The following is a 23,518-nucleotide window of genomic DNA, read 5'->3' as shown; positions in this document are numbered from 1 at the left end:
CCCGATGTCCGCTGACCGCACCGAACGTCCCCTGACGCGCACCGGCCGGATCGTCAGAGTCAGTGCCGCCCTCGCGATGGTCCTGGCGCTCATGGCGACCTCCGTGTGGGGCGAGGACGACTTCTTCCCGTTCGCGCCCTTCAAGATGTACTCCCGCGCCCACGACACCGACGGCTGGGCCGACAGCACCAACGTGTTCCTGGAGAACGCCGAGGGGGAGCGGATCGCCATCAGCGACAACGACACCGGGTTCCGCCGGGCCGAACTCGAAGGGCAGCTGACGCGCTTCCGCGAGGACCCCGACCTCCTCGCGTACATCGCCGAGGCGTACGAGGCCGCGCACCCCGGCGAGCCCGAGATCGTCGCCGCCGAGATCGTCACCAGGCGCTACGAGCTGGTCGACGGCGTGCGCACCGGCGAGGAGACCGAAGAGGTCGTCGCCGCCTGGACCGAGGAGGGGCCCGCGTGAGCGTCCGCAGCGCCGTGAACGGCTTCTTCTTCGAGCCCGTGCCGCTGGGCCGGGTCGCCGCCATGCGGTTCCTCGCGGGGCTCTACGTGTGGATCGAGTGGTGGGCGTACATGCCCTTCATCTTCGGGCACCGCTTCGTCCCCGGCGAGCTGTACCAGCCGCTGTTCGTCGGCCGCGTCCTGCCGCTGCCGACCCCCGACTACTGGATCGTCACGGGCACGCTCGTCGTCATGCTCGCGGCCGCCGTCCCCATGATGCTCGGCTACCGGCCCAAGCTGTTCGGGTGGATCCTGTTCGTCGCCTACTTCGAGTGGATGGTCATCGCAAACTCGTACGGGAAGGTCGACCACGCCAGCTTCGGGTTCATGACCCTGCTCCTCGTGCTGTGCCTCATGCCCTCGCACGCGAAGTGGGGCGACCGCGTCCACCTCTCCGAGCGCGCCGGGTGGGGCTTCAAGCTCGTGCAGATCGCCGTGGTCCTCACGTACTTCCTGTCGGCGTGGGCGAAGTTCCGCTACGGCGGGTTCGACTGGGCCAACTCCGGGGTGTTCACGTGGGCGATCATCCGCCGCGGCACCGTCTTCTCGGAGTGGATGCTCGACTTCCCGTGGATGCTGCACGCCGCGCAGTGGGGCATGATCGCGTTCGAGCTGCTCACCCCGGTCGTCCTGTTCGTGTACAAGTGGAAGCGGGTGCAGTACGCGATCGTCGCGTTCTTCTACTGCTTCCACGTCGCGGTCTTCGTCGGGATCGGCATCAGCTTCCTGCCGCACCTGGTCGCCATGGCCTGCTTCCTGCCGCTGGAGCGCATCGACCCCAAGGCGATCGCCCGCCGCCTCAAGGACCGCCGCCGCGGCGGTGACGCGACGACCCGCGAACCCGAACCCCAGTTCGAGGCCTGACGCGGGTCCGCCCCTTGTGGCGGGCCCGTGCCATACTCTTGCCGTGTCCCCATACCTACCCCGTATCTCCAGGGTCCGGCCGAAGGGGCGCGTCCTGCGCGTCTCGATCACCATGGTCGTCCTCGCGCTCGTCACCGCCACCACCTTCTGGGGCGGCGACGACTACTTCCCGTTCGCGCCCTTCAAGATGTACTCCGGTTCCATGGACCTCGACGGCTGGGCCGGATCGACCCGCGTCGAAGCCGTGAACGAGGACGGCGAGCGCTTCAAGCTCACCGAGGGCGTCACCGGGTTCCGCCGCGCCGAACTCGAAGGCCAGAAGAGCCGCTTCATCGAGGACCCCTCGCTCCTGGAGTACGTCGCGCAGGCGTACGAGAACGCCAACCCCGGCAAACCCGAGATCGTCACCGTCGAGATCATCGAGCGCCGCTACGAGCTCAAGGACGGCCACCAGACCGGCGAGGTCGTCGAAGTCGTCGAGGCCTCCTACACCCGGGACGGAGACGACGCATGACCCAGCTCCCCTTGCGGCAGAAGGCCGTCGGCTGGTTCTTCCAGCCCGTCGCGCTCGGCCGCGTCGCCGCCATGCGGTTCCTCGCCGGCGCGTTCATCTGGGTCGACTGGTGGTGGTACATGCCGTGGATCCTCGGCCACCGCCACGTCCCCGGCGAGCTGTACCAGCCGCTGTTCATCGCCCGGGTCCTCCCGATCTTCCCCGTCCCCGACTACTGGATCGTCGTCGGCACCCTCGTCGTCCTGCTCGCGGCCACCGTCCCCATGATGTTCGGCTGGAAGCCGCGCCTCTTCGGCTGGATCGTCGCCGCCGCGTACTTCGAGTGGATGATCATCGCGATGTCCTACGGGAAGGTCGACCACGGCAAGTTCGCGTTCCTGCTGCTCCTGTTCCTCCTGCCCACCATGCCCAAAGCCAAGTGGGGCGACCGCGAGCACCTCTCCGAGCACGTCGGCTGGGGCTTCAACCTCGTGCAGATCGGCGTCATCTGCACCTACTTCTTCGCCGCCTGGGCCAAGTTCCGCTACGGCGGCTTCGAATGGGTGAACTCCGCGACCATGACGTGGGCGATCATCCGCCGCGGCACCGAGTTCTCCACCTGGATGCTCGACTACCCGTGGATGCTCCGCGCCGTCCAGTGGGGCATGGTCTCCTTCGAGCTGCTCACCCCCGTCATCATGTTCATCGCCGCCAAGCGCCTCAAGTACGCGGCCGTGGTGTTCCTGTACTGCTTCCACGTCTCCGTGTACCTCGCCGTGGGCATCAGCTTCCTGCCCCATATGGTCGCCATGGCCTGCTTCCTTCCCCTGGAACGCGTTTCGCCCCGTGACCTGGTTCGCAGGCTGAAGCGCGGGAAACGAGTTGAGGAATCCGCGCCAATTTCCATACCGTTGAAGGATGCCGATTCTCGAAGCCCGCAACCTCACCAAGATCTTCCGGCGACCTGACAAGGCCTCCGGGTTCAAGGGCGCGGTCAAGCACCTCGCCCAGCGCAAGTACAAGAACTACACCGCGGTGGACGGCATCGACCTCACGATCGAGCCGGGCGAGTCCGTCGCGTACGTCGGACCCAACGGCGCGGGCAAGTCCACCACCGTCAAGCTCCTCACCGGCATCCTGCGCCCCTCCGAGGGCACCGTCCGGGTGATGGGCCGCGACCCGCACACCGAGCGCATCGCCAACGCGCACGACATCGGCGTGCTCTTCGGCCAGCGCACCCAGCTGTGGTGGGACCTGCCGGTCGAGGAGTCCCTCAAGCTCCTCAAGCACATGTACGGGGTCTCCGACGCCGACTACAAAGCCCGCATCGCGCGCTTCGACGAGCTCTTGGACCTCGGCGAGTTCATGCCCGCGCTGGCGCGGACGCTCTCGCTGGGGCAGCGGATGCGCGCGGACCTGGCGTGCGCGCTCATCCACGCGCCCAAGATGGTCTACCTGGACGAGCCGACGATCGGCCTGGACATCTCGGTGAAGGACCGCCTGCGGGCGTTCCTGCGCGAGCTGGTGGACGACGGGACGACGCTGCTGCTGACCAGCCACGACCTCGCCGACATCGAGGAGGTCTGCGAGCGGATCGTGGTCATCGACAAGGGCGCGGTCGCCTACGACGGTCCCATCGCGCAGCTCAAGGCCCACTACATCACCACCAAGGCCGTCAAGCTGTTCCTGGAGGAGCCCGCCGACGTCCCCGCCCTCGAACTGCGGTTCCCGCAGTACGAGTGGGCCGCGGGCGAGGCCCCCAGCGAAGTGGTCGTCACGTACGAGTCGGGCCGCTTCACCACCGCCGAGGTCCTCGGCGGGCTCACCGCGCAGCTCGCGCCCCGCGACCTGTCGCTGTCCGAGCCCAGCATCGAGGACGTCATCCGCCGCCTCTACGCGGGAGAACTCACCAAGTGACCAGTGCTTTCGCGGTCGACCGCGCGTTCGCGGTCATCGCGTTCAAGCGCCGCCTGGCCTACAAGACCCAGTGGCTGGTGGGCCTGGTCCTCGGCGGCGGCGCCATGCTCGTCTCGATGGCGATGTGGCGCGAGCTCCTCTCCGGAGGGGCGCTGTCGGGCTACGACTGGGACGCGATGCGCGCGTACATCATCATCGGGTTCATCACCGCGACGATGGTCTTCGGCGCGGCCGACTGGCACATCGCCGACCGCATCCTCGACGGCCACGTCGCGATCGACCTGACCAAGCCCGTGGACTTCCAGCGGGCCCGCGCCGCCGAGTACGTCGGCTCGATGTGCTCCACGATCCCCACGGTGGCCCTCGGCGTCCTCGGCGCCTGGCTGCTGTTCGACCCGCCCGGCCCCGTCTCCGCGACGGCCGGGGCCCTCACCGCGGTCAGTCTCGTCCTGGTGTTCCCGCTGGCGTTCGGCATCACGTACCTGACGGTCCTGGTGTGCTTCTGGACCAAGCGGTACCTCGGCGTCATGTGGCTGCGCGAGGCCCTCCTCAGCTTCTTCTCCGGGATGATGGTCCCCTTGGCGTTCATGCCCTCCTGGCTCCAGGCCGTCGCCTGGGCCCTGCCGTTCCCGCACTTCACGACCACGCCGTCGGCGATCTACCTCGGGCACGTCGACACCGCGGGCGCCCTCGGGCTCCTCGCGGCCGAGGCGGCCTGGGCCGCAGGGCTGTGGTTCGGGGCGCGCCTGATCTTCAACCAGGCGGTCAAGAAGGTGACGGTGCACGGTGGCTGACACGATGCTCCGCGGCGAACCCTTGCGCGCCAACACGGTGCGCCATGTCGGCGGCGTCTACGGGCGCTCGCTCCTCGCGCAGATCCGCGCGATCACCGAGTACCCGGCGGACTTCTGGGTCATGGCCTCGGCGGGCGTGATGTGGAACGTCCTCCAGTTCGCGTTCATCACGGTCCTGTTCAACGCGGTGCCCGACGTCGCGGGCTGGCGCTACCACGAGATGCTCATGCTCTCGGGGCTCCTCATCGTCGCCTCGGGCTCGACCGCGCTGCTGTGCGACGGCGTGTGGAGCACCGGCACGTACGTCCTCAAGGGCGAGATCGACTACCGCATCACCCGGCCCGCGCCGGTCGTGGTGCAGGTCGCGACCTCGCACATCGGCATGCAGGGCTTCGGGGAGGTCGGGGTCGGCCTCGTCGTGGTCGCCTACGGCTGGATCGGCGCCGGCATGGGCGCCGCCGCGATCCCCGCGGGCGTCCTCGGCCTGGCGTGCGCGATCGTCATCGAGTGCTCGCTCATCACGATGCTGAGCGCGGTGTGCTTCTGGATCAAGGGCACCAACTCGGTGTTCGCGTTCGTGATGCTCGACCTCCAGCACAACGCCATGACGCTGCCGCTGGGGCTGTTCCCGGCCGCGGTGCGGATCGTGACCATGTTCGTGCTCCCGGTCGCCTTCGTCAACTTCGTGCCCGTCGCGGTCCTCACCGGCCACCTCGGCCCCTGGTGGCTCATCGGCCCGCCCGTGGCCGCCGCCGCGTCAGCCCTCGGCGCACTCGGCGTGTACCGGCTCGGGCTGCGCTCCTACGACTCGTCTGGACACTGACACATGGCAAGCGTCGACATCGCGCTCGCGACGATCTCCTTCAAGCGCAAGATCGCCTACAAGTCCACGTGGATCTTCTCGGTCCTGTTCGGCGGCTGGTCGCTCCTCGCCGGGCTCGCGGTGTGGAGCCACCTCATCGGCGACGGCGAGATGGGCGGCTACGACTGGCAGGCGATGAAGGCGTACCTCATCATCGGCTTCCTCACCTCGACCCTGGCGTGGGCCGGCTCCGACTGGGAGATGGCCAACCGCATCCTCGACGGCCTCGTGGCCGTCGACCTCACCAAGCCCGTGGACTTCCAGCGCGCCCGCGCGGGGGAGTACATCGGCGGCATGGTCGCCTCGGTCCCCGCGGCGATCCTCGGCACGGTCGCGGCGGCCCTGCTGTTCCGGCCCGCCGGGCCGGTCTCGCCGCTCGCGGCGGGCCTCACGGCCGTGAGCGTCCTGCTCATCTTCCCGCTGGCGTTCGGCATCAACTACCTGTCGGTCCTGACCTGCTTCGTGACCCAGCGCTACCTGGGCATCCAGTGGGCCCGCGACACGATGCTGGCGTTCTTCTCGGGGATGATGGTGCCGCTCACGCTCATGCCGGTGTGGCTCCAGGGGGTCGCCTGGGCGCTCCCGTTCGTGCACTTCACCACCACGCCCGCCTCGATCTACCTCGGCCGCGTCGGCACCGCCGGGGCGCTCGGCCTCCTCGCCGCGCAGGCGGCGTGGGCCCTCGGCCTGTGGGTCGTCGGCAAGCTCATCTGGTCGCAACTCGTGAAGAAGGTGACCGTCCATGGCGGCTGACGTCTTCGGCCCCCGGCACGCGTTCGGGGTCTACCGCCGCTCGATCGGCGCCTACCTGCGCTCGATCGGCGAGTACCCGGCCGACTTCTGGGTCATGGCCGTGTCCGGGACGTTCTGGCAGATCATGCTGTTCGCGTTCCTGGCGATCCTGTTCGGGAACGTCAACACCATCGCCGGGTGGGGCTACCACGAGATGCTCGTGCTCGCCGGGTTCCTCGCCACCTCCTGGTCCTCGACGGCCCTGTTCTGGGACGGCATCTGGGACACCGGGAAGATGATCGTCGAGGGCGACATGGACTACCGGATCACCCGGCCCGCGCCCGTCCTCGTCCAGGTCGGCTCCAAGCACGTCGGCATGCAGGTCTTCGGCGAGGCCACCCTCGGCCTCGTCATGCTCGGCATCGGCTGGGTCGGCGCGGGCCTCGGCTGGGCCGCGGTGCCCACGGGCCTGCTCCTCATGGTGTGCGCGATCGTCATCCAAGCCTCGCTGCTGACGATGTCGAACGCCGTGAACTTCTGGATGAAGGGCCGCTCCCCGATCATCGCGTTCATGGTCACCGAACTCCAGAACGAGGCCATGCGCTTCCCGCTGACGATCTTCCCCGCCGCGGTCCGCCTCGTCCTCACCTTCGGCCTCCCGCTCGCGTTCGCCAGCTTCATCCCGGCGCAGATCCTCACCGGCCGCCTCGACCCCTGGTGGATCGCCGCCGTCCCCGTCGCGGCCGCCGTCTGCGCGGCCCTCGCCGTCTGGGTCTTCCGCATGGGCCTGCGCGCCTACGACTCCGCGGGGCACTGACAAGAAGGAACAATGAAACCAAGCTCAGCTCTCCGCCCCGACTCGTTACTTCGCCGGGCCGCCTTCGGGCTGGCACTCGCCGCTGCTTCGTTCAAGCGGCAGACCGTCTACCGGGTGAACTGGCTTTCGGGACTCCTCGCCAGTTCCCTCGCGCTGATGGTCGGGTTCGCGGTCTGGTCGGAGCTCATAGGCGACGGCGAGCTCGGAGGGTACGACTGGAGCTCGATGCAGGCCTACCTGATGATCTGCTTCGTCACCTCCACCCTCGCTTGGTCCGGCACCGAAGAACTGATCGCGAATCGCATCCTGGACGGCGACATCGCCATCGACTTGACCAAGCCCGTCGACTTCCAGCGCACCAGAGCGGCTGAGTTCTTCGGCAGCGTGGCCGCGGCCGTGCCCGCAGGCGCACTCGGCTGCGCGGCGGTTTGGTTGGTCTTCCGCCCTGCTCCACCGGAATCCGCCACCGCTGCGGCACTCGCCTGCCTGAGCCTGGTCATGCTGGTTCCACTCGTCTTCGGCGTCAACTACATGGGCATACTCGTCTGCTTTTGGACACGCCGCTATATGAGCTTCAAGTGGGCGCAGGACACCTTGGTCACCTTCATGTCGGGAATGATGATGCCGCTGTCGCTGATGCCGCACTGGCTGGAGACGCTCGCCTGGTGTCTGCCGTTCGTGCATTACGCCGCCGCCCCCGCCGCCATCTATCTTGGTCGGGTGGACCACGCGGAGGCGATCGGCCTGCTTCTCGCCGAGGCTCTCTGGACCGTCGTTCTGTGGGGAACTGGAAGACTCTTGTGGCGCCACCAGATCAAGCAGGTGACCGTTCATGGGGGTTGACCCGCGACATGTGGCCGCAGCGTACTTCCGCCAGTTGTCCGCGCACCTCCGCTCCTACGGCGAGTACCCCGCCGACTTCTGGGTGATGATGGGCGCGGGCCTGGTCTACCAGGTACTGGTGTTCGCCTTCTTCACCCTGCTGTTCGCCAACGTCGACACGATCGCAGGCTGGGACTACTTCGAAATGCTGATGCTCGTAGGCTTCCTGTCGCTGTCGCGGTCCTCGATCTCGCTGCTTTGGAACGGCATCTGGGACACCGGGAAGCTTGTGGTGGGCGGCAACTTGGACTACCAATTGTGCCGACCCGTCCCGGTGCTCTTCCAAGTGGCATCGGGCCAGTTCGGCGCCCAGGGCTTCGGCAATGCGTCGATCGCCATCGCGACTATCGCCGTCGGGTGGATCGGCGCGGGCATCAGCCCGTGGGGCCTGCCCGTCGCGCTGCTCCTACTCGGATGCGCGGTGGTTATCAATGTGTCGATTGTGACGATCGGCAACGCCGTCAACTTCTGGGCGAAGGGCCGGAGCTCCACCGTCGCCTCGGCGGTGATGAAAGCGCAAGAGGAACTCGTGCGCTACCCGTTGGAGATCTACCCCGTCGCGGTCCGAGCCTCGTTGACATTCGTACTTCCCTTCGCCTTCGTCTCGGTGGTCCCGGTAGGCGTCCTCACCGGCCACTACGCGCCCTGGGCGATCCTCGGGAGCGTGGGCGTTGCGGTCATGTCGGCGTCATTGGCCCAGTTCGTCTTCAACACGGGCCTGCGCGCCTACGACTCCGCGGGGCACTGAGACCCGGGGAATAAAAGGCTTGCGCGCGCCTGGGGCGATCCGCTAACGTGGCATCCGTTGCCCGGAGGCGGATCGCCCCGGGGCTCGTGAGGAATGGAGGTGTTACTGATGGCTGTCGTCGTCTGCGTCCACGCCATGAAACCCAGTTCACCTCCCGTCGCCGCTCACTGACTCTTCTTCTTGCGGCGGACGGACTTCCTCACAGGAGCCTTTCACCTTGCCTCGCAAGCAGCAGTACTCTGACTCTTTCCAGTCCACCAAGCGCCGCGACCGCGGGTCCCGCGAGGTCTTCTCCGACGAAGACCGCGAGCGCTACGAATCCATGCGCACCGTCTTCGACGAGATCCCCAACGACGACCGGCCCCCGGCCGGGGACCGCTGGTCGATCTGGTGGGACTCCGAGCCGCTCCAGCGCGGCCCCGAGCCCCTGCCGGACTGGGTCATCACCGACCACGGGGCCGTGGACTACGAACTCGGCGTCCTCAAGACCGGCAAGGAAGCGGACGTGTTCCTCGTCGAACGCGTGCTCCCCGGCACCGACCGGGCCGTGATCCTCGCCTCCAAGCGCTACCGCAGCGCCGAGCACACCCAGTTCAACCGGGCCGGCGACTACACCGTCGGGCGCGCCGCCAAGCGCTCCCGCGACAACCGCGCCATGGCCAAGCGCACCACGTTCGGCCTGGAGCAGGCCGCGGGCCGCTGGGCCGCGGCCGAGTTCGACGCGCTCAAGCGCCTCTACCAGGTCGGAGTCCCCGTGCCCTACCCCGTGCAGGTCCACGGGACCGAGGTCCTCATGGAGTTCATCGGGGACGGCCGCACCGCCGCGCCCCGGCTCGCCGAGACCCGGCCCGACCGGGACGAGGCCGAGAGCCTGTGGGAGCAGGCCGCCGAGGCCCTGCGCCGCATGACCGAGCTGGGCTTCGCCCACGGCGACCTCTCGCCGTACAACACGGTGGTCCACGAGGGCCGCCTCATCGTCCTCGACCTCCCGCAGGTCGTCGACATCTACGCGAACCCGTTGGGCATGGACTTCCTGACCAGGGACGTCGAGAACCTCGGCTCCTGGTTCGCGAACCACGGGGTCGACCGGGCCGAGGTCGACGACCTCCACGCGGAGGTCCTGGGCCTGGCGGCCCGGCCGTAACGGCGGGGGTGTCGGGGGCGGGATATAGCCTTGTGTTGTGGCAGTTGATTACCGTCCCGCCCCCGGCACGATCCCCACGCAGCCGGGCGTCTACCGGTTCCGGGACCGCGACCGGCGCGTGATCTACGTCGGCAAGGCGAAGAACCTCAGGAACCGCCTGAACTCGTACTTCGCCGACGAGACGCGTCTGCACGAGCGCACCCGCCGGATGGTGAACACCGCGCGGAGCGTCGAGTGGACCGTGGTCGCCACCGAGGTCGAGGCCCTCCAGCTGGAGTGGACCTGGATCAAGGAGTACGACCCGCGCTTCAACGTCATGTTCAAGGACGACAAGTCCTACCCGTGGCTGGCCGTGACCGTGGGCGAGGAGTTCCCCCGCGCCCAGGTCATGCGCGGCAACCGCCGCAAGGGCGTCCGCTACTTCGGGCCGTTCGGGTCCGCGTGGGCGATCCGCCAGACCCTCGACCTGCTCACCCGGGTCTTCCCGATCCGCACCTGCTCCGACACGGAGTTCAAGCGCTGCAACCGGATCGACCGCCCGAACCTCCTCGCCGACATCGGCAAGTGCTCCGCGCCGTGCGTGGGACGCATCTCCGCCGAGGACTACCGCGAACTCGTGAACGGCTTCTGCGCGTTCATGTCCGGCGAGACCGCGCCAGTGCGCCGCCGACTCATCGCCGAGATGCAGGAGGCCTCCGAGGCCCTCGAATTCGAGCGCGCCGCGCGCCTGCGCGACGACCTCGGCGCCCTCGACAAAGTCCTGGAGCAGCAGGTCGTGGTCCTCGCCGAGGACGTCGACTGCGACGTCATGGCCGTCGCCGACGACGAGCTGGAGGCGGCCGTCCAGGTCTTCCACGTCCGCGGGGGCCGCATCCGGGGCCAGCGCGGCTGGGTCATCGACAAGGCCGAGCCGGTGGACCTGGCCGGGATCGTCGAGCGGTTCTGCCTCCAGTTCTACGGCGAGCAGAACGAGGTCGTCCCCAAGGAGGTCCTGGTCCCGGCCCTGCCCGCCGACCACGAGGCCCTCGCCGAGCTGTTGTCGGAGCGCCGCGGCTCGAAGGTCGACCTGCGGGTGCCGCGCCGCGGCGACAAGCGCGCGCTGGCCGAGACCGTGGAGAAGAACGCGCTGGAGAACCTCCAGCGCCACAAGCTCAAGCGCGCCGGGGACCTGACGTCGCGCTCCAAGGCCCTCGAAGAGCTGGCCGACGCCCTGGACCTGCCGGAGGCGCCGCTGCGCATCGAGTGCTACGACGTGTCGCAGTCCCTGGGCGAGGACGTCGTGGCGTCGATGGTCGTGTTCGAGGACGGCCTGCCGCGCAAGAGCGAGTACCGGCGCTTCGTCATCAAGGGCGAGCGCAAGGACGACCTCGCGTCGCTCCAGGAGACGCTGCGCCGCCGCCTCTCCAAGCTCGGGGACCAGCCTGCGGGCTCGCCGGTCGAGGAGGGGGACGGGGAGCCCAAGCGCGGGTTCCACTACCCGCCGCAGCTCCTCGTCGTGGACGGCGGGCAGCCGCAGGTCGCCGCCGCCGACCAGGTGTTCCAGGAGCTGGGGATCGACACGATCAACCTGGCGGGGCTCGCCAAGCGCCTGGAGGAGATCTGGCTCCCGGGCGACGAGTACCCGGTGATCCTCTCGCGCACCTCCGAGGCCCTGTACCTGATGCAGCGCGTCCGCGACGAGGCCCACCGGTTCGCGATCTCGTTGCACCGCACGCGAAGGCGCAAGAAGATGACGGCGTCGGCGCTCGACTCGGTGCCGGGTCTGGGGGAGTCGAAGAAGAAGGCGCTCTTGAAGGAGTTCGGGTCCGTGAAGCGCATCCGCGAGGCCGAACTGTCCGCTTTGGAGGCTGTGCCCGGTATCGGACCGAAACTCGCCGAGGCCTTGCAGACACATCTGCGTAATCCCGATGACAACGGCTCTTGAGACTGCTCTGGTAGCTATACGCTTGTCAATTCGGCCGCAGGGCCGGGGCCGTGTCAGCACGGCGGTTGGAACGGACTCGGGGATACTTGACTTATGGGTGTGGCAGCAGTGCATGCGGGTTCGAGCGACCGCAGCGAATTGGACCTCGTGATCGTCACCGGCATCTCGGGCGGGGGACGCTCGACAGTGGCCCGCGCACTTGAGAACGTCGGCTACTACGTGATCGACAACCTCCCGGAGTCGCTCGTCGGCCAGGCCGCGGAGCTGGCCGCCGCGGGCGGCGAGGAGGTCCGCCGGACCGCGATGGTCCTCGACGTGCGCTCGCGCGCGTTCATGACCGACCTCGTGGGCGTCCTGGAGGACCTCCGCAAGGGCGGCTTCAAGCCGCACCTGGTGTTCGTCGACGCCGACGACGACGTGATCATCCGCCGCTTCGAGAAGGTCCGCCGGGCCCACCCGCTCCAGGGGGACGGGATGCTCGCGGACGGCATCGCCGCCGAGCGGCGCCTGCTCGAACCGGCCCGCGGCTCCGCGGACACCCTGTTCGACACCACGCACCTGAACGAGAACCAGCTGCGCGCCCGCGTCGAGGACGCGTTCCTCGCCCCGTCGTCGCCGCGGCTCCAGTTCACCTGCATGTCGTTCGGGTTCAAGTACGGCATCCCGCGCGACGCCGACTATGTCGCTGACGTACGATTCCTTCCCAACCCGTACTGGGTTCCGGCCCTGCGCGAGCACACCGGCACCGACCCCGACGTCTCCGGCTACGTCCTCGCGCAGGACGGCGCGGAGGAGTTCGTCGAGTCGTACACGGCGCTCCTGCTGGGCACCACCCAGGGCTTCGAGCGCGAAGGCAAGCGGTACATGACGATCGCCATCGGGTGCACCGGCGGCAAGCACCGCAGCGTCGCGATCTCCGAGGAGATCGCCAAGCGCCTGAACGCGGCCGGGTTCCCCGCGAACACCCACCACCGGGACCGCGGGAACGAGTTAATCCGCCACCGCCCCGACGACACCCCCGATCCGAGGTAACCGCTGATGCAGAAAGTGGTCGCGTTCGGCGGCGGGCGGGGCCTGTCGGCCTCGCTGCGCGCGCTCTCCCGGCTCGACGTGGACCTCACGGCCGTCGTGACCGTGGCCGACGACGGCGGCTCCTCCGGGGACATCCGCGCGACCAGGCCCGTCCTGCCGCCCGGGGACCTGCGCAAGGCCCTCCTCGCGACCGCCGACCCGTCCCGCGCCGAGGCCGCCGAGCTGTTCTCGCACCGCTTCGGCGGAGACGACTTCCTCGCCGGGCACCCCGTCGGCAACATCGTGCTGCTGTCGCTCCTGGAGCGCCACGCCAACCCCGTGGAGGCCGTCGCCGCCGCGGGCCGCCTCGTCGGCGCGCGGGCCCGCGTCCTGCCCATGTCGTGCACGCCGCTCGACATCGAGGCGGACCTCGCCGAGGGCTCGGGGCTCCGCACGATCGTCGGCCAGCACGACGTCGCCGTCGCGGACGGCCAGGTCGCGGACGTGCGCCTCCTGCCCGCCGACGCCCCCGCCTGCCCCGAGACCCTCGAAGCGGTCGCCGAGGCCGACTGGCACGTCTTCGGGCCCGGGTCCTGGTACACCTCGGTGATCCCGCACCTGCTCCTGCCCTCGCTCCGCGAGGCCATCGCCGCGTCCGAGGCCCGCAAGATCGTGGTGCTCAACCTCTCCGAGGAGAAGGAGACCGACGGCCTCACGCTCGCCGGGCACGTCGACACGCTGCGCCGATACGCGGAAGGTGTCCGGTTTCACTACGTCGTGTCAGGCGACGCCCGAACCCTCGCCGATCCCGGATCGTTGAACAGTGCGGCACAATCGTTGGAGGCCCGGTTGGTCGCGGCGGACCTCGCCGCCGACGGCGTCACGCACGACGTCGGATCCCTGGCCGCCGTATTGGGAAACCTGCTGGTCGAAGATGGTGGTTAACGAATGGCGATGACCGCGGAGGTCAAGGACGAGCTCAGTCGCATCGAGGTCGCGAAGTCCTGCTGCCAGCGCGCCGAACTCGGCGCGCTCTTCCGGTTCGCCGGGGGCCTCCACCTCGTCGGGCAGGGCAACGTCGTCGTCGAGGCCGAGGTCGACGCCGGGAACGTCGCCCGCCGCGCCAAGCGCATGATCGACAAGCTCTACAACTACGAGTCCGAGATCCACGTCCTCGTGGCCGCCGGGCTCCGCCGCAACAACCACTACCTGCTGCGCGTCATGGCCGACGGCCAGGCGTTCTCCAAGCAGATCGGCCTCACCGACCAGCGCGGCTACCCCGTCAGGGGCCTGCCCAACCACGTCGTCGGCGCCTACCCGTGCTGCGCCGAGGCCGCCTGGCGGGGTGCGTTCCTCGCCCGCGGCTCGCTCACCGAGCCCGGTCGGTCCTCCTCGCTGGAAGTGACCTGCCCCGGCCCCGAGTCCGCGCTCGCGCTCGTCGGCGCCGCTCGCCGCCTCGGCATCTCCGCGAAGTCCCGCGACGTGCGCGGCGTCGACCGCGTCGTCATCCGCGACGGCGACGCCATCGGCGAGCTGCTCACCCGCCTCGGCGCCCACGCCTCCGTCCTCACCTGGGAGGAGCGCCGCGTCCGCCGCGAGGTCCGCGCCACCGCCAACCGGCTCGCGAACTTCGACGACGCGAACCTGCGCCGCTCCGCGCGCGCCGCCGTCGCCGCCGCCGCGAAGGTCACCCGGGCCCTCGAAGTCCTCGCCGACGACGTCCCCGAGCACCTCGCCTCCGCGGGCCGCCTGCGTCTCGAACACCGCCAGGCGTCCCTCGAAGAGCTCGGCGCGCTGGCCGACCCGCCGCTCACCAAGGACGCCATCGCCGGGCGCATCCGGCGGCTCATCAACATGGCGACCAAACGCGCCCAGGAGACCGGCGTCCCCGGACCCGACGACGTAGTCGCCGAAGAGGAAATGCTGGTCGCATAGGGCGGCTTCGCCCCGATTCGCCACGCTCCCCGTAGCCGCCGCTACCGGCGGCGCAAGGGTTAGGCTTAACCGCGATGTCACACCCCCGTCCCGGGTGTGACATGATCGGGGGGAGCCAGCCGCGGAAGGTCCGAGGACCGGAGCGGTTAGGGTCAAGGAGTGCTCGGCGACGAGGCCGAACAGCGATCTGTTCCACCGTCGCTCTTCGGCTGAACGGATCGCGTGCGAGACCGCCTCCGGTCTCATTCAGATATCCGATCCTGTTCTAGCGAGGAGATGGGCACGTGACCATCCGCGTTGGCGTCAACGGCTTCGGCCGCATTGGGCGCAACTTCTTCCGGGCGGTTCTCGCCTCCGGTGCCGACATCGAGATCGTCGCCTTCAACGACCTGGGCGACGCCGAGACCATCGGCAACCTGCTGAAGTACGACTCCATCCTGGGCCGCCTCCCCTACGAGGTCAAGGTCGGCGACGGCGAGCTCACCGTCAACGGCAAGACCATCAAGGCGTTCGCCGAGCGCGACCCCGCCAACATCGCGTGGGACGAGGTGGGCGCCGAGGTCGTCATCGAGTCGACCGGCTTCTTCACCGACGGCACCAAGGCCGCCGCTCACCTGGGCGGCTCGGTCAAGAAGGTCATCATCTCCGCTCCGGCGAAGAACGAGGACCTGACCGTGGTCATGGGCGTCAACCACGACAAGTACGACGCCGAGAACCACCACATCATCTCGAACGCGTCCTGCACCACCAACTGCCTGGCCCCCATGGCCAAGGTCCTGAACGAGTCCGTGGGCATCGAGAAGGGTCTGATGACCACGATCCACGCCTACACCCAGGACCAGAACCTCCAGGACGGCCCGCACAAGGACCCGCGTCGCGCCCGCGCCGCGGCCCTGAACGTGGTGCCCACCACGACCGGCGCCGCCAAGGCCGTCGGCCTGGTGCTGCCCGAGCTCAACGGCAAGCTCGACGGCTACTCGCTGCGCGTCCCGGTCCCGACCGGCTCGATCACCGACCTGACCTTCGAGGCCTCCAAGGCCACCACGAAGGAGGAAGTGAACGCCGCGCTCAAGGCCGCCGCCGAGGGCCCGCTCAAGGGCATCCTGTACTACACCGAGGACCCGATCGTCTCCAAGGACATCGAGACCGACCCGCACTCGTGCATCATCGACGGCCTCCTGACCAAGGTCATCGACAACCAGGTCAAGGTCTTCGGCTGGTACGACAACGAGTGGGGCTTCTCGAACCGCCTCGTCGACCTCGTCAAGCTGGTCGGCTAGCAGTCTGATGAAGACGCTCGACGAACTCCTCCAGGAGGGCGTCAACGGTCGGCGCGTACTCGTACGCGCCGACCTCAACGTGCCTCTGGACGGGAAGACCATCACCGACGACGGCCGCATCCGCGCCGTCGCGCCCACGATCAAGGCGCTCGCCGAAGCTGGCGCCCGCGTCGTGGTCTGCTCGCACCTGGGCCGCCCGAAGGGCGCCCCGGACCCCGCCTTCTCGCTGGCCCCCGTGGCCAAGCGCCTCGGTGAGGTCCTCGGTCGCGAGGTCGCGTTCGCCGCCGACACGGTCGGCACCGACGCCGAGGCCAAGGCCGTCGCCCAGGGCGACGGCGACGTCCTCCTGCTGGAGAACCTGCGCTTCAACAAGGGCGAGACCAGCAAGGACGACACCGAGCGGGCCGAGTTCGCCGGCCAGCTCTCCGCGTTCGGCGACCTGTACGTGGACGACGCGTTCGGCGCGGTCCACCGCAAGCACGCCTCCGTGTACGACGTCGCGAAGCTCCTGCCGCACTACGCGGGCTGGCTCATCGCCAAAGAGGTCGAGGTCCTCTCGAAGCTCACCGGCAAGCCGGAGCAGCCGTACGTCGTCATCCTCGGCGGCGCGAAGGTCTCCGACAAGCTCGCGGTCATCGACAACCTGCTCGACAAGGTCGACACGCTCATCGTCGGCGGCGGCATGATGTTCACGTTCCTCGCGGCCCAGGGCTACGAGGTCGGTTCGTCGCTGCTGGAGAAGGACCAGATCGAGGTCTGCAAGAACTACCTGGAGCGCGCCGCCGAACTCGGCGTCGAACTGCTGCTGCCGGTCGACACGACCACCGCGGCCGAGTTCGCCGCCGACGCCGAGCCGCTCACGGTGGCCGTCGACGCGATCCCGGCCGAGCGCATGGGCCTCGACATCGGCCCCGAGTCCGCGAAGCTGTTCGCCGAGCGGATCGCCGGAGCGAAGACCGTGTTCTGGAACGGCCCCATGGGCGTCTTCGAATTCCCCGACTACGCCGCGGGCACCCGCACGGTGGCGCAGGCGCTGGTGGACTCCGAGGCGTTCAGCGTGGTCGGCGGCGGCGACTCCGCCGCGGCGGTCCGCACCCTCGGCCTGCCCGAGGACGGCTTCGGCCACATCTCGACCGGCGGCGGCGCGTCCCTCGAATACCTTGAGGGCAAGACGCTCCCCGGCCTGGACGCACTGGAGAAGTGAACATGACTGAGACCCGCAAGCCGCTCATCGCCGGCAACTGGAAGATGAACCTCAACCACCTCGAAGCGATCGCGCTGGTGCAGAAGCTGGCCTTCAGCCTCACCCGCGAGCAGCTCGAAGCGGTCGAGACCGTCGTCCTCCCGCCGTTCGTCGACATCCGCAGCGTGCAGACGCTGGTCGACGGCGACAAGCTGACCATCGGCTTCGGCGCGCAGGACCTTTCGGCGCACCCGTCCGGTGCGTACACCGGCGAGATCGCCGGCTCGATGCTCGCGAAGCTGGGCTGCTCGTACGTGGCCGTCGGCCACTCCGAGCGCCGCCAGTACCACGAGGAGGGCGACGAGCTCGTCGCCGCGAAGGTCCGCCAGGCGCTCAACAACGGCATCAGCCCGATCCTCTGCGTCGGCGAGGCTCTGGACGTCCGCGAGGCGGGGGACCACGTCCCGCACACGGTCAGCCAGCTCATCGCCGCCGTCGACGGGCTCACCGAGGAAGAGCTCGCCAAGGTCGTCGTCGCGTACGAGCCGGTCTGGGCCATCGGGACGGGCCGCACGGCCACGCCCGAGGACGCCCAGGAGGTCATCGGTGCCCTGCGCTCGGCCCTGGCCGAGAAGTTCGGCGCCGTGGCCGAGCGGGTCCGCATCCTCTACGGCGGCTCGGTGAAGTCCTCCAACGTCGCCCAGATCATGGGCAAGGCCGACATCGACGGCGCCCTCGTGGGCGGCGCTTCGCTGGACGCCGAGGAGTTCGCCAAGATCGTCCGCTTCCCCGAGCACGCCGGGGCGTAAGAAGGTTTCGCCCGCAGTGCCCGAGCTGAGCACTGCGGGACGCAGACAGGGCCGCCGTACAACGACGTACGGCGGCTCCTTCCGTTTGTCAGGTGGAGTTGACACTCCAGGTATGGAGTGTCAACTCCACCTGACACCGCATTGGGTCGCCGATCGGGTCTTCGCTAGACTCACACCTGGCCCAAGCCCCAAACCGGGCCAGATTTGCTGAGAGGACACCCGATCACTGATGATGACGGTTCTGAGTTGGGCCCTGCTGGTCATCCTGCTGCTGTCCAGCGCGATCCTTATCCTGATGGTGCTGCTGCACAAGGGTAAGGGCGGCGGCCTGTCGAGCATGTTCGGCGGCGGCATGTCCTCGGTCGCGGCGGGCTCCTCCGTTGCGGAGAAGAACCTGACCCGGATCACCATCGGTGTGGGCATCATCTGGTTCGCCTGCATCATCGCCTTCGGGCTTCTGCTGCGAACGATGGTCTAGCAGTACAAGACTTCGAGGAGGGCCCCGACCGCGTTGCGGTTGGGGCCCTCCTTCGTGCTGTGTTCAGGAGCCCTCGTAGCGCTCCAGTCGCCTGCGCGCATCGCCGAGCTCGGAGTGCAGTCGCCGGTTCTCGATCTCCATCTCCAGGACCAGCTTGATCCCGGCGAGGTTGAGCCCTCCGGCGAGCAGTTCGCCGATCCGCTGGATGCGGCCGAGGTCGTCGTCGCTGTAGCGGCGCGTGCCGCCGGCGGTGCGGCTCGGTTCCAGGAGGCCGCGGGCCTCGTAGACGCGCAGCGTCTGCGGCGCGAGGTTCATCAGCTCGGCCGCAACCGAGATGCCGTACACCGCGTGGTCGGACGCGTGTCGGTCGAGGGGCCGCGAATCCGGTGCCACTGTTCCTCCTGCCGCTTGTGTTCCTGACGACTTCAGTTTATCTCGCTGCCGCGACTTGACGAAATCTCAAACGCGCGCTATATATTTTTATGTCGTTACGTTCTCAGGTCTCATCCAGGAGGTGACCTTCGATGCTGATGCGCACGGACCCGTTCCGAGAGCTCGACCGGCTCGCGCAACAGTTCCTGTCCCGCAACGATTCCCAGCTCATGATGCCGATGGACGCGTGGAAGGAAGAACATTCCTTCACCGTCGAGCTGGACCTGCCCGGTGTCCGGGAGGGCGACATCGACCTTGAGGTCGAGCGGAACGTCCTCACCGTGCGGGCCGAGCGCCGCGCCGCCGACTCCGGCGACCGCGAGGTGATCCACTCCGAGCGGCCGACGGGCGTGTTCATGAGGCAGATCTTCCTCAGCGACGTCCTCGACACTGAGCACGTCGAGGCGTCGTTCCGGGACGGCGTGCTCACGCTGCGGATCCCGGTGGCGGAAGAGGCCAAGCCGCGCAAGGTGCTCATCGGCGCCGGCAAGCGCGAGATCGAGCAGTAGCCGCGCCCGCCGCGGCACCTGGAGATCCGGGGCGCCCCGGCACCGCCGGACGCGCCCCAGTTGGGAGGCATATGACATGAGCGGAGCCTGCTACAGCCGCCTCGACGGCGGCATCGAGTACGAGTTGTACTGCGACGGCTGCGGAGTCCTCTTCCGCTGCGGCGACGACTCGTACTTCAGTTGGCCGGTCCTGTGCGCGGCCGCCGAAGCGGAGGGCTGGGGCGTCGCCCCCGACCTCGGCGGCGAGCACCGGTGCGGCGAGTGCGTCGTCTCCCCTGAGCGCCGACCGGGCGCTCAAGGCCGCCTCGTTCCCGCCTGATCCGGCCGCACGGCCTCCGCCCGGCGCTCGGGGTGTCCCCGGGCGGAGGCCGATGCTTTCCGCTGGGCGGCAGCGGGACCGGGGTGTTCAGCCCTCCAGGCGCACGACGACCTTGCCCGAGGTCGGGGCGCCGCTTCGCAGGAGTCCGAGGAACGCCTCGGGGACGCTCTCGATGCCCTCGAACACCGATTCGCGGTGCGACAGCCGCCCGTCGTGCAGCCAGCCGCCGACCTCCTCGCGGAACTGCGCGAGCCGGTCGTAGTGGTCGCTGACGATGAAGCCCCGCGCGGTGGCGCGCTGCTTGGTCAGCTCGAACAGGTTCCTGATCCCGTAGCGCTCGCGGCCGTCGTACTGGCTCGCCATGCCGCACAAGGCGATCCGGGCTCCGAGCCGCAGGCGCCCCAGAGCGGCCTCCAGTTGCGGGCCGCCGACGTTGTCGAAGACCGTGTCGAGGCCGTCGGGTGCGAGCCGCGACAGTTCCTCTGCGGGATCGGTGCCGCGGTAGTCGAACGCGGCGTCGTAGCCGAGCTCGTCCACCAGGTACTCGACCTTGGCTCCGGAGGCGCTGCCGATGACGCGCGCGGCCCCGCGGAGCCGCGCGATCTGCCCGGCCAGGCCCCCGACGGCCCCGGCCGCTCCCGTCACGAAGACCGTGTCGCCCTCTCGGACCGGCGCGATCTCGGTGGTGCCCAGCCAGGCGGTGAACCCGGTGGTGCCGAGCGGACCCAGGAACGTCTCGGGCGCGTGCCCGTCGAGTGCGACGGGGGAGACCGCCGCGGCGTCGAGGACCGACACCTCGCGCAGGCCCGCGAAGTGCTCCACGACCTGGCCCGGTTTGAAGCCGTCGGCGCGGGACTCGGTCACCACGCCGACCGCGGCGCCGTCCAAGGGGGCGTGCAGTTCGAACGGGGCGATGTAGGAGGGCCTGTCGTCCATGCGCCCGCGCATGTACGGGTCCACCGACAGGCGGGTGTTGCGCACGACCACCTGCCCGGGGCCGGGTTCGGGGACGGGGGCCTCGACGAGGGCGAAGTCCTCGGTGGTCGCGGCCCCGTGCGGGCGGCGGGTGAGCTGCCATTGCCTTGCGGTCTGCATGCGTCTGCCTTCTCTCGTCTACTTGCGGGGCGTCAGGAGTGCGGCGATCACGGCGCCGACGGCCGCGGCGACCGCGATCACGATGAAGCCGTTGGTGAACCCGTCGAGCGAGTCGCCCGCGATGGCGGCGGCCGCGGCGCTGGAGACGATCGCGACGCCGAAGGAGGCGCCGAACTCGTGGAAGGTGCTCACCAGGCCCGAGGCGATCCCGGACTCGTGCGGGGCGACCTGGCCGAGGGCGGTGGCCGAGGCGACCACGTACAGGGCGCCCGTGCCCGCGCCGGCGACCGCGACGCCGACCGTGGCCGCGACCGGGTCGAGCCACAGGGCGGGCACGGCCAGGCCGACCGCCGCGACGAGCAGGCCCGCCACCGCGAGCGTGCGGGAGCCGAGCTTCGCGATGGTGCGCCCGGTCAGGTTGGCGCCCAGCATGGTCGCGATGGCGACGGGCAGGAACTGGAGCCCGGTGCGCAGCGCCCCGTAGCCCAGTGCGTGCTGGAAGTAGAACGTGCCCAGGAAGAACACGGCGATCATCAGGACCGTGGCCATGAGGATCAGGAACGTGCCGGTGGCGACGGGGCGCCGGAACAGCAGCGCCAGGTCCATCAGCGGCGCGCTCGACTTCCGCTGCCACAGCGCGAACAGCAGGTATCCCGCGACGGCCGCCAGGACGAGCCATCCGGTGGCGGGGGAGAGCCATCCGGCGTCGCCCGCGTTGATGAGCGCGTAGATCAAGGCGCCGGAGGACGCGGTGACCAGGAGCGCGCCGAGGACGTCGAGGCGCGCGCCGGTCGGGGCCGCGGCCTGCGCGGGGACCATGGCCGCTAGGGCGACCAGGATGACCAGGCCGATCGGCACGTTGACGAAGAAGACCCACGGCCAGCCGGGACCGGAGGTCAGGACGCCGCCGAGGAGCAGGCCGAGGGCCGCGCCGCCCCCGCCGAGCGCCGACCAGACGCCGAGGGCCTTGTTCCGCTCGTCGCCCTCGAAGAGCCGCACGACCAGCGAGAGCGCCGCGGGGGACAGGAGCGCGGCGCCGACGCCTTGGGCCACGCGGCCGCCGAGGAGCATCGCCGAGGAGTCGGCGAGGCCGGTGAGCAGTGATGCAACGGTGAAGACCGCGAGCCCGGCGATGACGATGCGCTTGGCGCCGACGAGGTCGGCGAGCCTGCCGCCGAGGAGCATGAGACCGCCGAACGCGAGGGTGTAGGCGCTGACGGTCCAGGTGAGGGCCTGGCGGCTCATGCCCAGGTCGGTGTCGATGTGCGGCAAGGCGATGGCGACGACGGTGACGTCGAGGATGAGCATGAGCTGCGCGATCCCGAGGAACGCGAGGATGCGCCAGCGCGCGGGGTGGCGGCCCTCCAGTTCAGGGCGGGTCCGATCGGTGTCCATGACTGCCTCCAGGCGTTAAGTCGTATGGGGAAGTACGAGTTACAACCTGGAGCTTATCTCGTATATTCCCGTACGAGATAGGCTGTGGGCATGACGAGCACCCGACCGCGCCGCAGGGCCGACGCCGAACGCAGCATCGCCCGCATCACGGCCGCCGCCCGCGACCTGCTCAGCCGCGACCCCGACGCGACCATCGACGCGATCGCCGAGGCCGCGGGCGTCGGCCGCATGACCCTCTACGGCCACTTCAAGACCCGGGCCGACCTCGTGGAGGCCGCGCTCGTCGCGGTGCTCGAAGCGGGGGAGGCGACCCTCGCCGCGGTCGACCTCGCGGGGGACGCCCGCGAAGCGCTCAGCAGGCTCCTGGCCTCAAGCTGGGAACTCGTCGCCGAATCGGCCGCCCTGCTCGCCTCCGCGCAAGGCGTGCTCCCCGCCGGGCGCATCCGCGAGCTCCACGGCGGCGCCGGGGACCGGGTCGCCGACCTCGTGCGCCGCGGCCGCGAGCAAGGGGTCTTCCGGACCGACCTGCCGGTCGACTGGCTCGTCAACGTCGTGCAGTACGTGCTCCACGGCGCAGCGGAGGAGCACCGCGCGGGCCGCATCGCCACCGCGGACGCGGCCCGGATCGTGGACGCGACGGTCCAGTCGGTCCTGGTCGCTCCGTCGCACAACCCCCATACATGACATCTTGCCACTGTGTGCGTTACGTCATAGAATTGCTCAGGGCGGTGCCCCAGCCGCTCGGCCGGTGACTCCACGGCCACGCCCTCGGGGAGTCTCGGTCTTCCTCCCGCTGACGCTCCGATGCTGTGGCCGCGCCCGGCTTACATCCACAGTAGATCCCCTGTCTGTGAGGAGCGATCACACATATGTCCAACGGACACGCCATCCGCGGCACCCGCATCGGCGCCCTACCGGGCCTCCACTCGGAGCGCGGCGAACCGGTGCCCCGGCAGAACATCAAGTACTGGTGCGCCAAAGGACACGAGACCGTACTGCAATTCGCACTGTATGTGGAAGTGCCGCAAGAATGGGACTGCACCTGCTGCGGCTGGCCCGCCGGCCCCGACCAGGACAATCCCCCGGAACAGCGAACCGTCAAGCCGTACAAGACCCATCTGAACTACGTCCGCGAGCGCCGCAGCGAAGAAGAGGCCGAAGACCTCCTCGCCGAAGCGCTCGCCGCCAGGGCCGCCGCCCGCGGCGAACGATCCCTCTTCTGAACGAACCCCGCAATCGGCCGCCCGTCACAAGGTTGGGTGAACGGAGCGCCGGCCGCGCATCGCTGACAGGGTCCCACCACCCCGCGCGCCGCGCCCCGTAAGGGAAGCCGAACAGACTGAGGGCCCGGATCGTGCATCCTATATCCTATAGGATCTACGATCCGG

Annotated in this window: 27 protein-coding genes; 24 read left to right on the top strand and 3 right to left on the bottom strand. The window is 69.2% G+C overall.

The window, feature by feature from the left end:
- Nucleotides 1-4: 4 nt before the first annotated feature.
- From ACFFXY_RS17455 to secG, 20 genes are all read left to right on the top strand, one after another.
- Nucleotides 5-469 carry a hypothetical protein gene (locus tag ACFFXY_RS17455; RefSeq protein WP_382353232.1) on the top strand — a complete coding sequence of 155 codons (465 nt, stop codon included), beginning with the start codon at nt 5-7 and terminating at the stop codon, nt 467-469.
- Nucleotides 466-1,371 (top strand): HTTM domain-containing protein, encoded by a 906-nt coding sequence (locus ACFFXY_RS17450; RefSeq protein WP_382353229.1) that lies wholly within the window; start codon nt 466-468, stop codon nt 1,369-1,371. The genes ACFFXY_RS17455 and ACFFXY_RS17450 overlap by 4 nt, the downstream gene beginning before the upstream one ends.
- Nucleotides 1,372-1,414: 43 nt before the next feature.
- A complete protein-coding gene (locus ACFFXY_RS17445; RefSeq protein ID WP_382353226.1) occupies nt 1,415-1,885 on the top strand; it encodes a hypothetical protein in 471 nt (156 codons plus the stop codon).
- Nucleotides 1,882-2,832: an HTTM domain-containing protein gene (locus tag ACFFXY_RS17440; RefSeq protein ID WP_382353223.1), complete on the top strand. Its 951-nt coding sequence runs from the start codon at nt 1,882-1,884 to the stop codon at nt 2,830-2,832. Before ACFFXY_RS17445 ends, ACFFXY_RS17440 begins: the two co-directional genes overlap by 4 nt.
- Nucleotides 2,783-3,781, top strand: coding sequence for an ABC transporter ATP-binding protein (locus ACFFXY_RS17435; protein ID WP_382353220.1), 999 nt, complete (start codon nt 2,783-2,785; stop codon nt 3,779-3,781). Before ACFFXY_RS17440 ends, ACFFXY_RS17435 begins: the two co-directional genes overlap by 50 nt.
- Nucleotides 3,778-4,575 (top strand): ABC transporter permease, encoded by a 798-nt coding sequence (locus ACFFXY_RS17430; RefSeq protein WP_382353217.1) that lies wholly within the window; start codon nt 3,778-3,780, stop codon nt 4,573-4,575. Before ACFFXY_RS17435 ends, ACFFXY_RS17430 begins: the two co-directional genes overlap by 4 nt.
- The gene (locus ACFFXY_RS17425) at nt 4,568-5,398 is read left to right on the top strand and encodes an ABC transporter permease (RefSeq protein ID WP_382353214.1); all 831 of its coding nucleotides are present in this window, start codon (nt 4,568-4,570) and stop codon (nt 5,396-5,398) included. The genes ACFFXY_RS17430 and ACFFXY_RS17425 overlap by 8 nt, the downstream gene beginning before the upstream one ends.
- 3 nt (nt 5,399-5,401) lie before the next feature.
- The gene (locus ACFFXY_RS17420) at nt 5,402-6,190 is read left to right on the top strand and encodes an ABC transporter permease (RefSeq protein ID WP_382353211.1); all 789 of its coding nucleotides are present in this window, start codon (nt 5,402-5,404) and stop codon (nt 6,188-6,190) included.
- Nucleotides 6,180-6,986: an ABC transporter permease gene (locus ACFFXY_RS17415; protein WP_382353208.1), complete on the top strand. Its 807-nt coding sequence runs from the start codon at nt 6,180-6,182 to the stop codon at nt 6,984-6,986. The genes ACFFXY_RS17420 and ACFFXY_RS17415 overlap by 11 nt, the downstream gene beginning before the upstream one ends.
- 12 nt (nt 6,987-6,998) lie before the next feature.
- Nucleotides 6,999-7,829, top strand: a complete 831-nt coding sequence (locus tag ACFFXY_RS17410) for an ABC transporter permease (RefSeq protein ID WP_382353205.1) — start codon at nt 6,999-7,001, stop codon at nt 7,827-7,829.
- A gap of 10 nt (nt 7,830-7,839) precedes the next feature.
- Complete coding sequence (locus ACFFXY_RS17405; RefSeq protein WP_382353202.1) at nt 7,840-8,616, top strand: ABC transporter permease; 777 nt, start codon at nt 7,840-7,842, stop codon at nt 8,614-8,616.
- Between the two features lie 217 nt (nt 8,617-8,833).
- Nucleotides 8,834-9,760 carry a serine protein kinase RIO gene (locus ACFFXY_RS17400; protein WP_382353199.1) on the top strand — a complete coding sequence of 309 codons (927 nt, stop codon included), beginning with the start codon at nt 8,834-8,836 and terminating at the stop codon, nt 9,758-9,760.
- A gap of 37 nt (nt 9,761-9,797) precedes the next feature.
- A complete protein-coding gene (gene uvrC, locus ACFFXY_RS17395) occupies nt 9,798-11,684 on the top strand; it encodes an excinuclease ABC subunit UvrC (protein ID WP_382353196.1) in 1,887 nt (628 codons plus the stop codon).
- 93 nt (nt 11,685-11,777) lie between these two features.
- The gene (gene rapZ, locus ACFFXY_RS17390; RefSeq protein ID WP_382353193.1) at nt 11,778-12,716 is read left to right on the top strand and encodes an RNase adapter RapZ; all 939 of its coding nucleotides are present in this window, start codon (nt 11,778-11,780) and stop codon (nt 12,714-12,716) included.
- A gap of 6 nt (nt 12,717-12,722) precedes the next feature.
- Nucleotides 12,723-13,640 carry a gluconeogenesis factor YvcK family protein gene (locus ACFFXY_RS17385; RefSeq protein WP_382353190.1) on the top strand — a complete coding sequence of 306 codons (918 nt, stop codon included), beginning with the start codon at nt 12,723-12,725 and terminating at the stop codon, nt 13,638-13,640.
- Nucleotides 13,641-13,643: 3 nt separating this feature from the next.
- On the top strand, nt 13,644-14,630 hold the full coding sequence (gene whiA / locus ACFFXY_RS17380; protein ID WP_359954802.1) for a DNA-binding protein WhiA: 987 nt from the start codon (nt 13,644-13,646) through the stop codon (nt 14,628-14,630).
- A 284-nt stretch (nt 14,631-14,914) separates the two neighbouring features.
- Complete coding sequence (gap, locus tag ACFFXY_RS17375; protein WP_360056312.1) at nt 14,915-15,910, top strand: type I glyceraldehyde-3-phosphate dehydrogenase; 996 nt, start codon at nt 14,915-14,917, stop codon at nt 15,908-15,910.
- Between the two features lie 7 nt (nt 15,911-15,917).
- Nucleotides 15,918-17,114, top strand: a complete 1,197-nt coding sequence (locus tag ACFFXY_RS17370) for a phosphoglycerate kinase (RefSeq protein ID WP_359954798.1) — start codon at nt 15,918-15,920, stop codon at nt 17,112-17,114.
- A gap of 2 nt (nt 17,115-17,116) precedes the next feature.
- Nucleotides 17,117-17,902, top strand: coding sequence for a triose-phosphate isomerase (gene tpiA / locus ACFFXY_RS17365; RefSeq protein WP_359954796.1), 786 nt, complete (start codon nt 17,117-17,119; stop codon nt 17,900-17,902).
- Nucleotides 17,903-18,134: 232 nt separating this feature from the next.
- Nucleotides 18,135-18,380, top strand: a complete 246-nt coding sequence (gene secG, locus ACFFXY_RS17360; RefSeq protein WP_382355486.1) for a preprotein translocase subunit SecG — start codon at nt 18,135-18,137, stop codon at nt 18,378-18,380.
- Nucleotides 18,381-18,443: 63 nt separating this feature from the next.
- Here the strand turns inward: secG and ACFFXY_RS17355 are convergent, their stop codons facing one another.
- Nucleotides 18,444-18,773: a MerR family transcriptional regulator gene (locus tag ACFFXY_RS17355; protein WP_382353184.1), complete on the bottom strand. Its 330-nt coding sequence runs from the start codon at nt 18,771-18,773 to the stop codon at nt 18,444-18,446.
- Nucleotides 18,774-18,904: 131 nt separating this feature from the next.
- On the opposite strand from ACFFXY_RS17355, the gene ACFFXY_RS17350 reads away from it, so the two are divergent.
- Nucleotides 18,905-19,321 carry an Hsp20/alpha crystallin family protein gene (locus ACFFXY_RS17350; protein ID WP_382353181.1) on the top strand — a complete coding sequence of 139 codons (417 nt, stop codon included), beginning with the start codon at nt 18,905-18,907 and terminating at the stop codon, nt 19,319-19,321.
- Nucleotides 19,322-19,397: 76 nt separating this feature from the next.
- The gene (locus ACFFXY_RS17345; RefSeq protein ID WP_382353178.1) at nt 19,398-19,640 is read left to right on the top strand and encodes a hypothetical protein; all 243 of its coding nucleotides are present in this window, start codon (nt 19,398-19,400) and stop codon (nt 19,638-19,640) included.
- Between the two features lie 87 nt (nt 19,641-19,727).
- On the opposite strand, the gene ACFFXY_RS17340 is transcribed toward ACFFXY_RS17345, so the two are convergent.
- Entirely contained in the window at nt 19,728-20,735 is a 1,008-nt protein-coding gene (locus ACFFXY_RS17340) for an NADP-dependent oxidoreductase (protein WP_382353175.1), read from the bottom strand.
- 18 nt (nt 20,736-20,753) lie between these two features.
- The gene (locus ACFFXY_RS17335) at nt 20,754-22,130 is read right to left on the bottom strand and encodes an MFS transporter (protein WP_382353172.1); all 1,377 of its coding nucleotides are present in this window, start codon (nt 22,128-22,130) and stop codon (nt 20,754-20,756) included.
- 90 nt (nt 22,131-22,220) lie between these two features.
- On the opposite strand from ACFFXY_RS17335, the gene ACFFXY_RS17330 reads away from it, so the two are divergent.
- Both ACFFXY_RS17330 and ACFFXY_RS17325 read left to right on the top strand, forming a co-directional pair.
- Nucleotides 22,221-22,814, top strand: a complete 594-nt coding sequence (locus tag ACFFXY_RS17330) for a TetR/AcrR family transcriptional regulator (RefSeq protein WP_382353169.1) — start codon at nt 22,221-22,223, stop codon at nt 22,812-22,814.
- 185 nt (nt 22,815-22,999) lie between these two features.
- Nucleotides 23,000-23,353 carry an RNA polymerase-binding protein RbpA gene (locus tag ACFFXY_RS17325; protein WP_360056306.1) on the top strand — a complete coding sequence of 118 codons (354 nt, stop codon included), beginning with the start codon at nt 23,000-23,002 and terminating at the stop codon, nt 23,351-23,353.
- Nucleotides 23,354-23,518: the final 165 nt, after the last annotated feature.

Origin of the sequence: Glycomyces mayteni (assembly GCF_042428885.1) — a bacterium.
In the GTDB taxonomy this organism is placed as follows: Bacteria; Actinomycetota; Actinomycetes; order Mycobacteriales; family Micromonosporaceae; genus Glycomyces; species Glycomyces mayteni.
The sequence above is the reverse complement of the archived record's forward strand: the minus strand, read 5'-3'. Positions and strand labels throughout refer to the sequence as shown.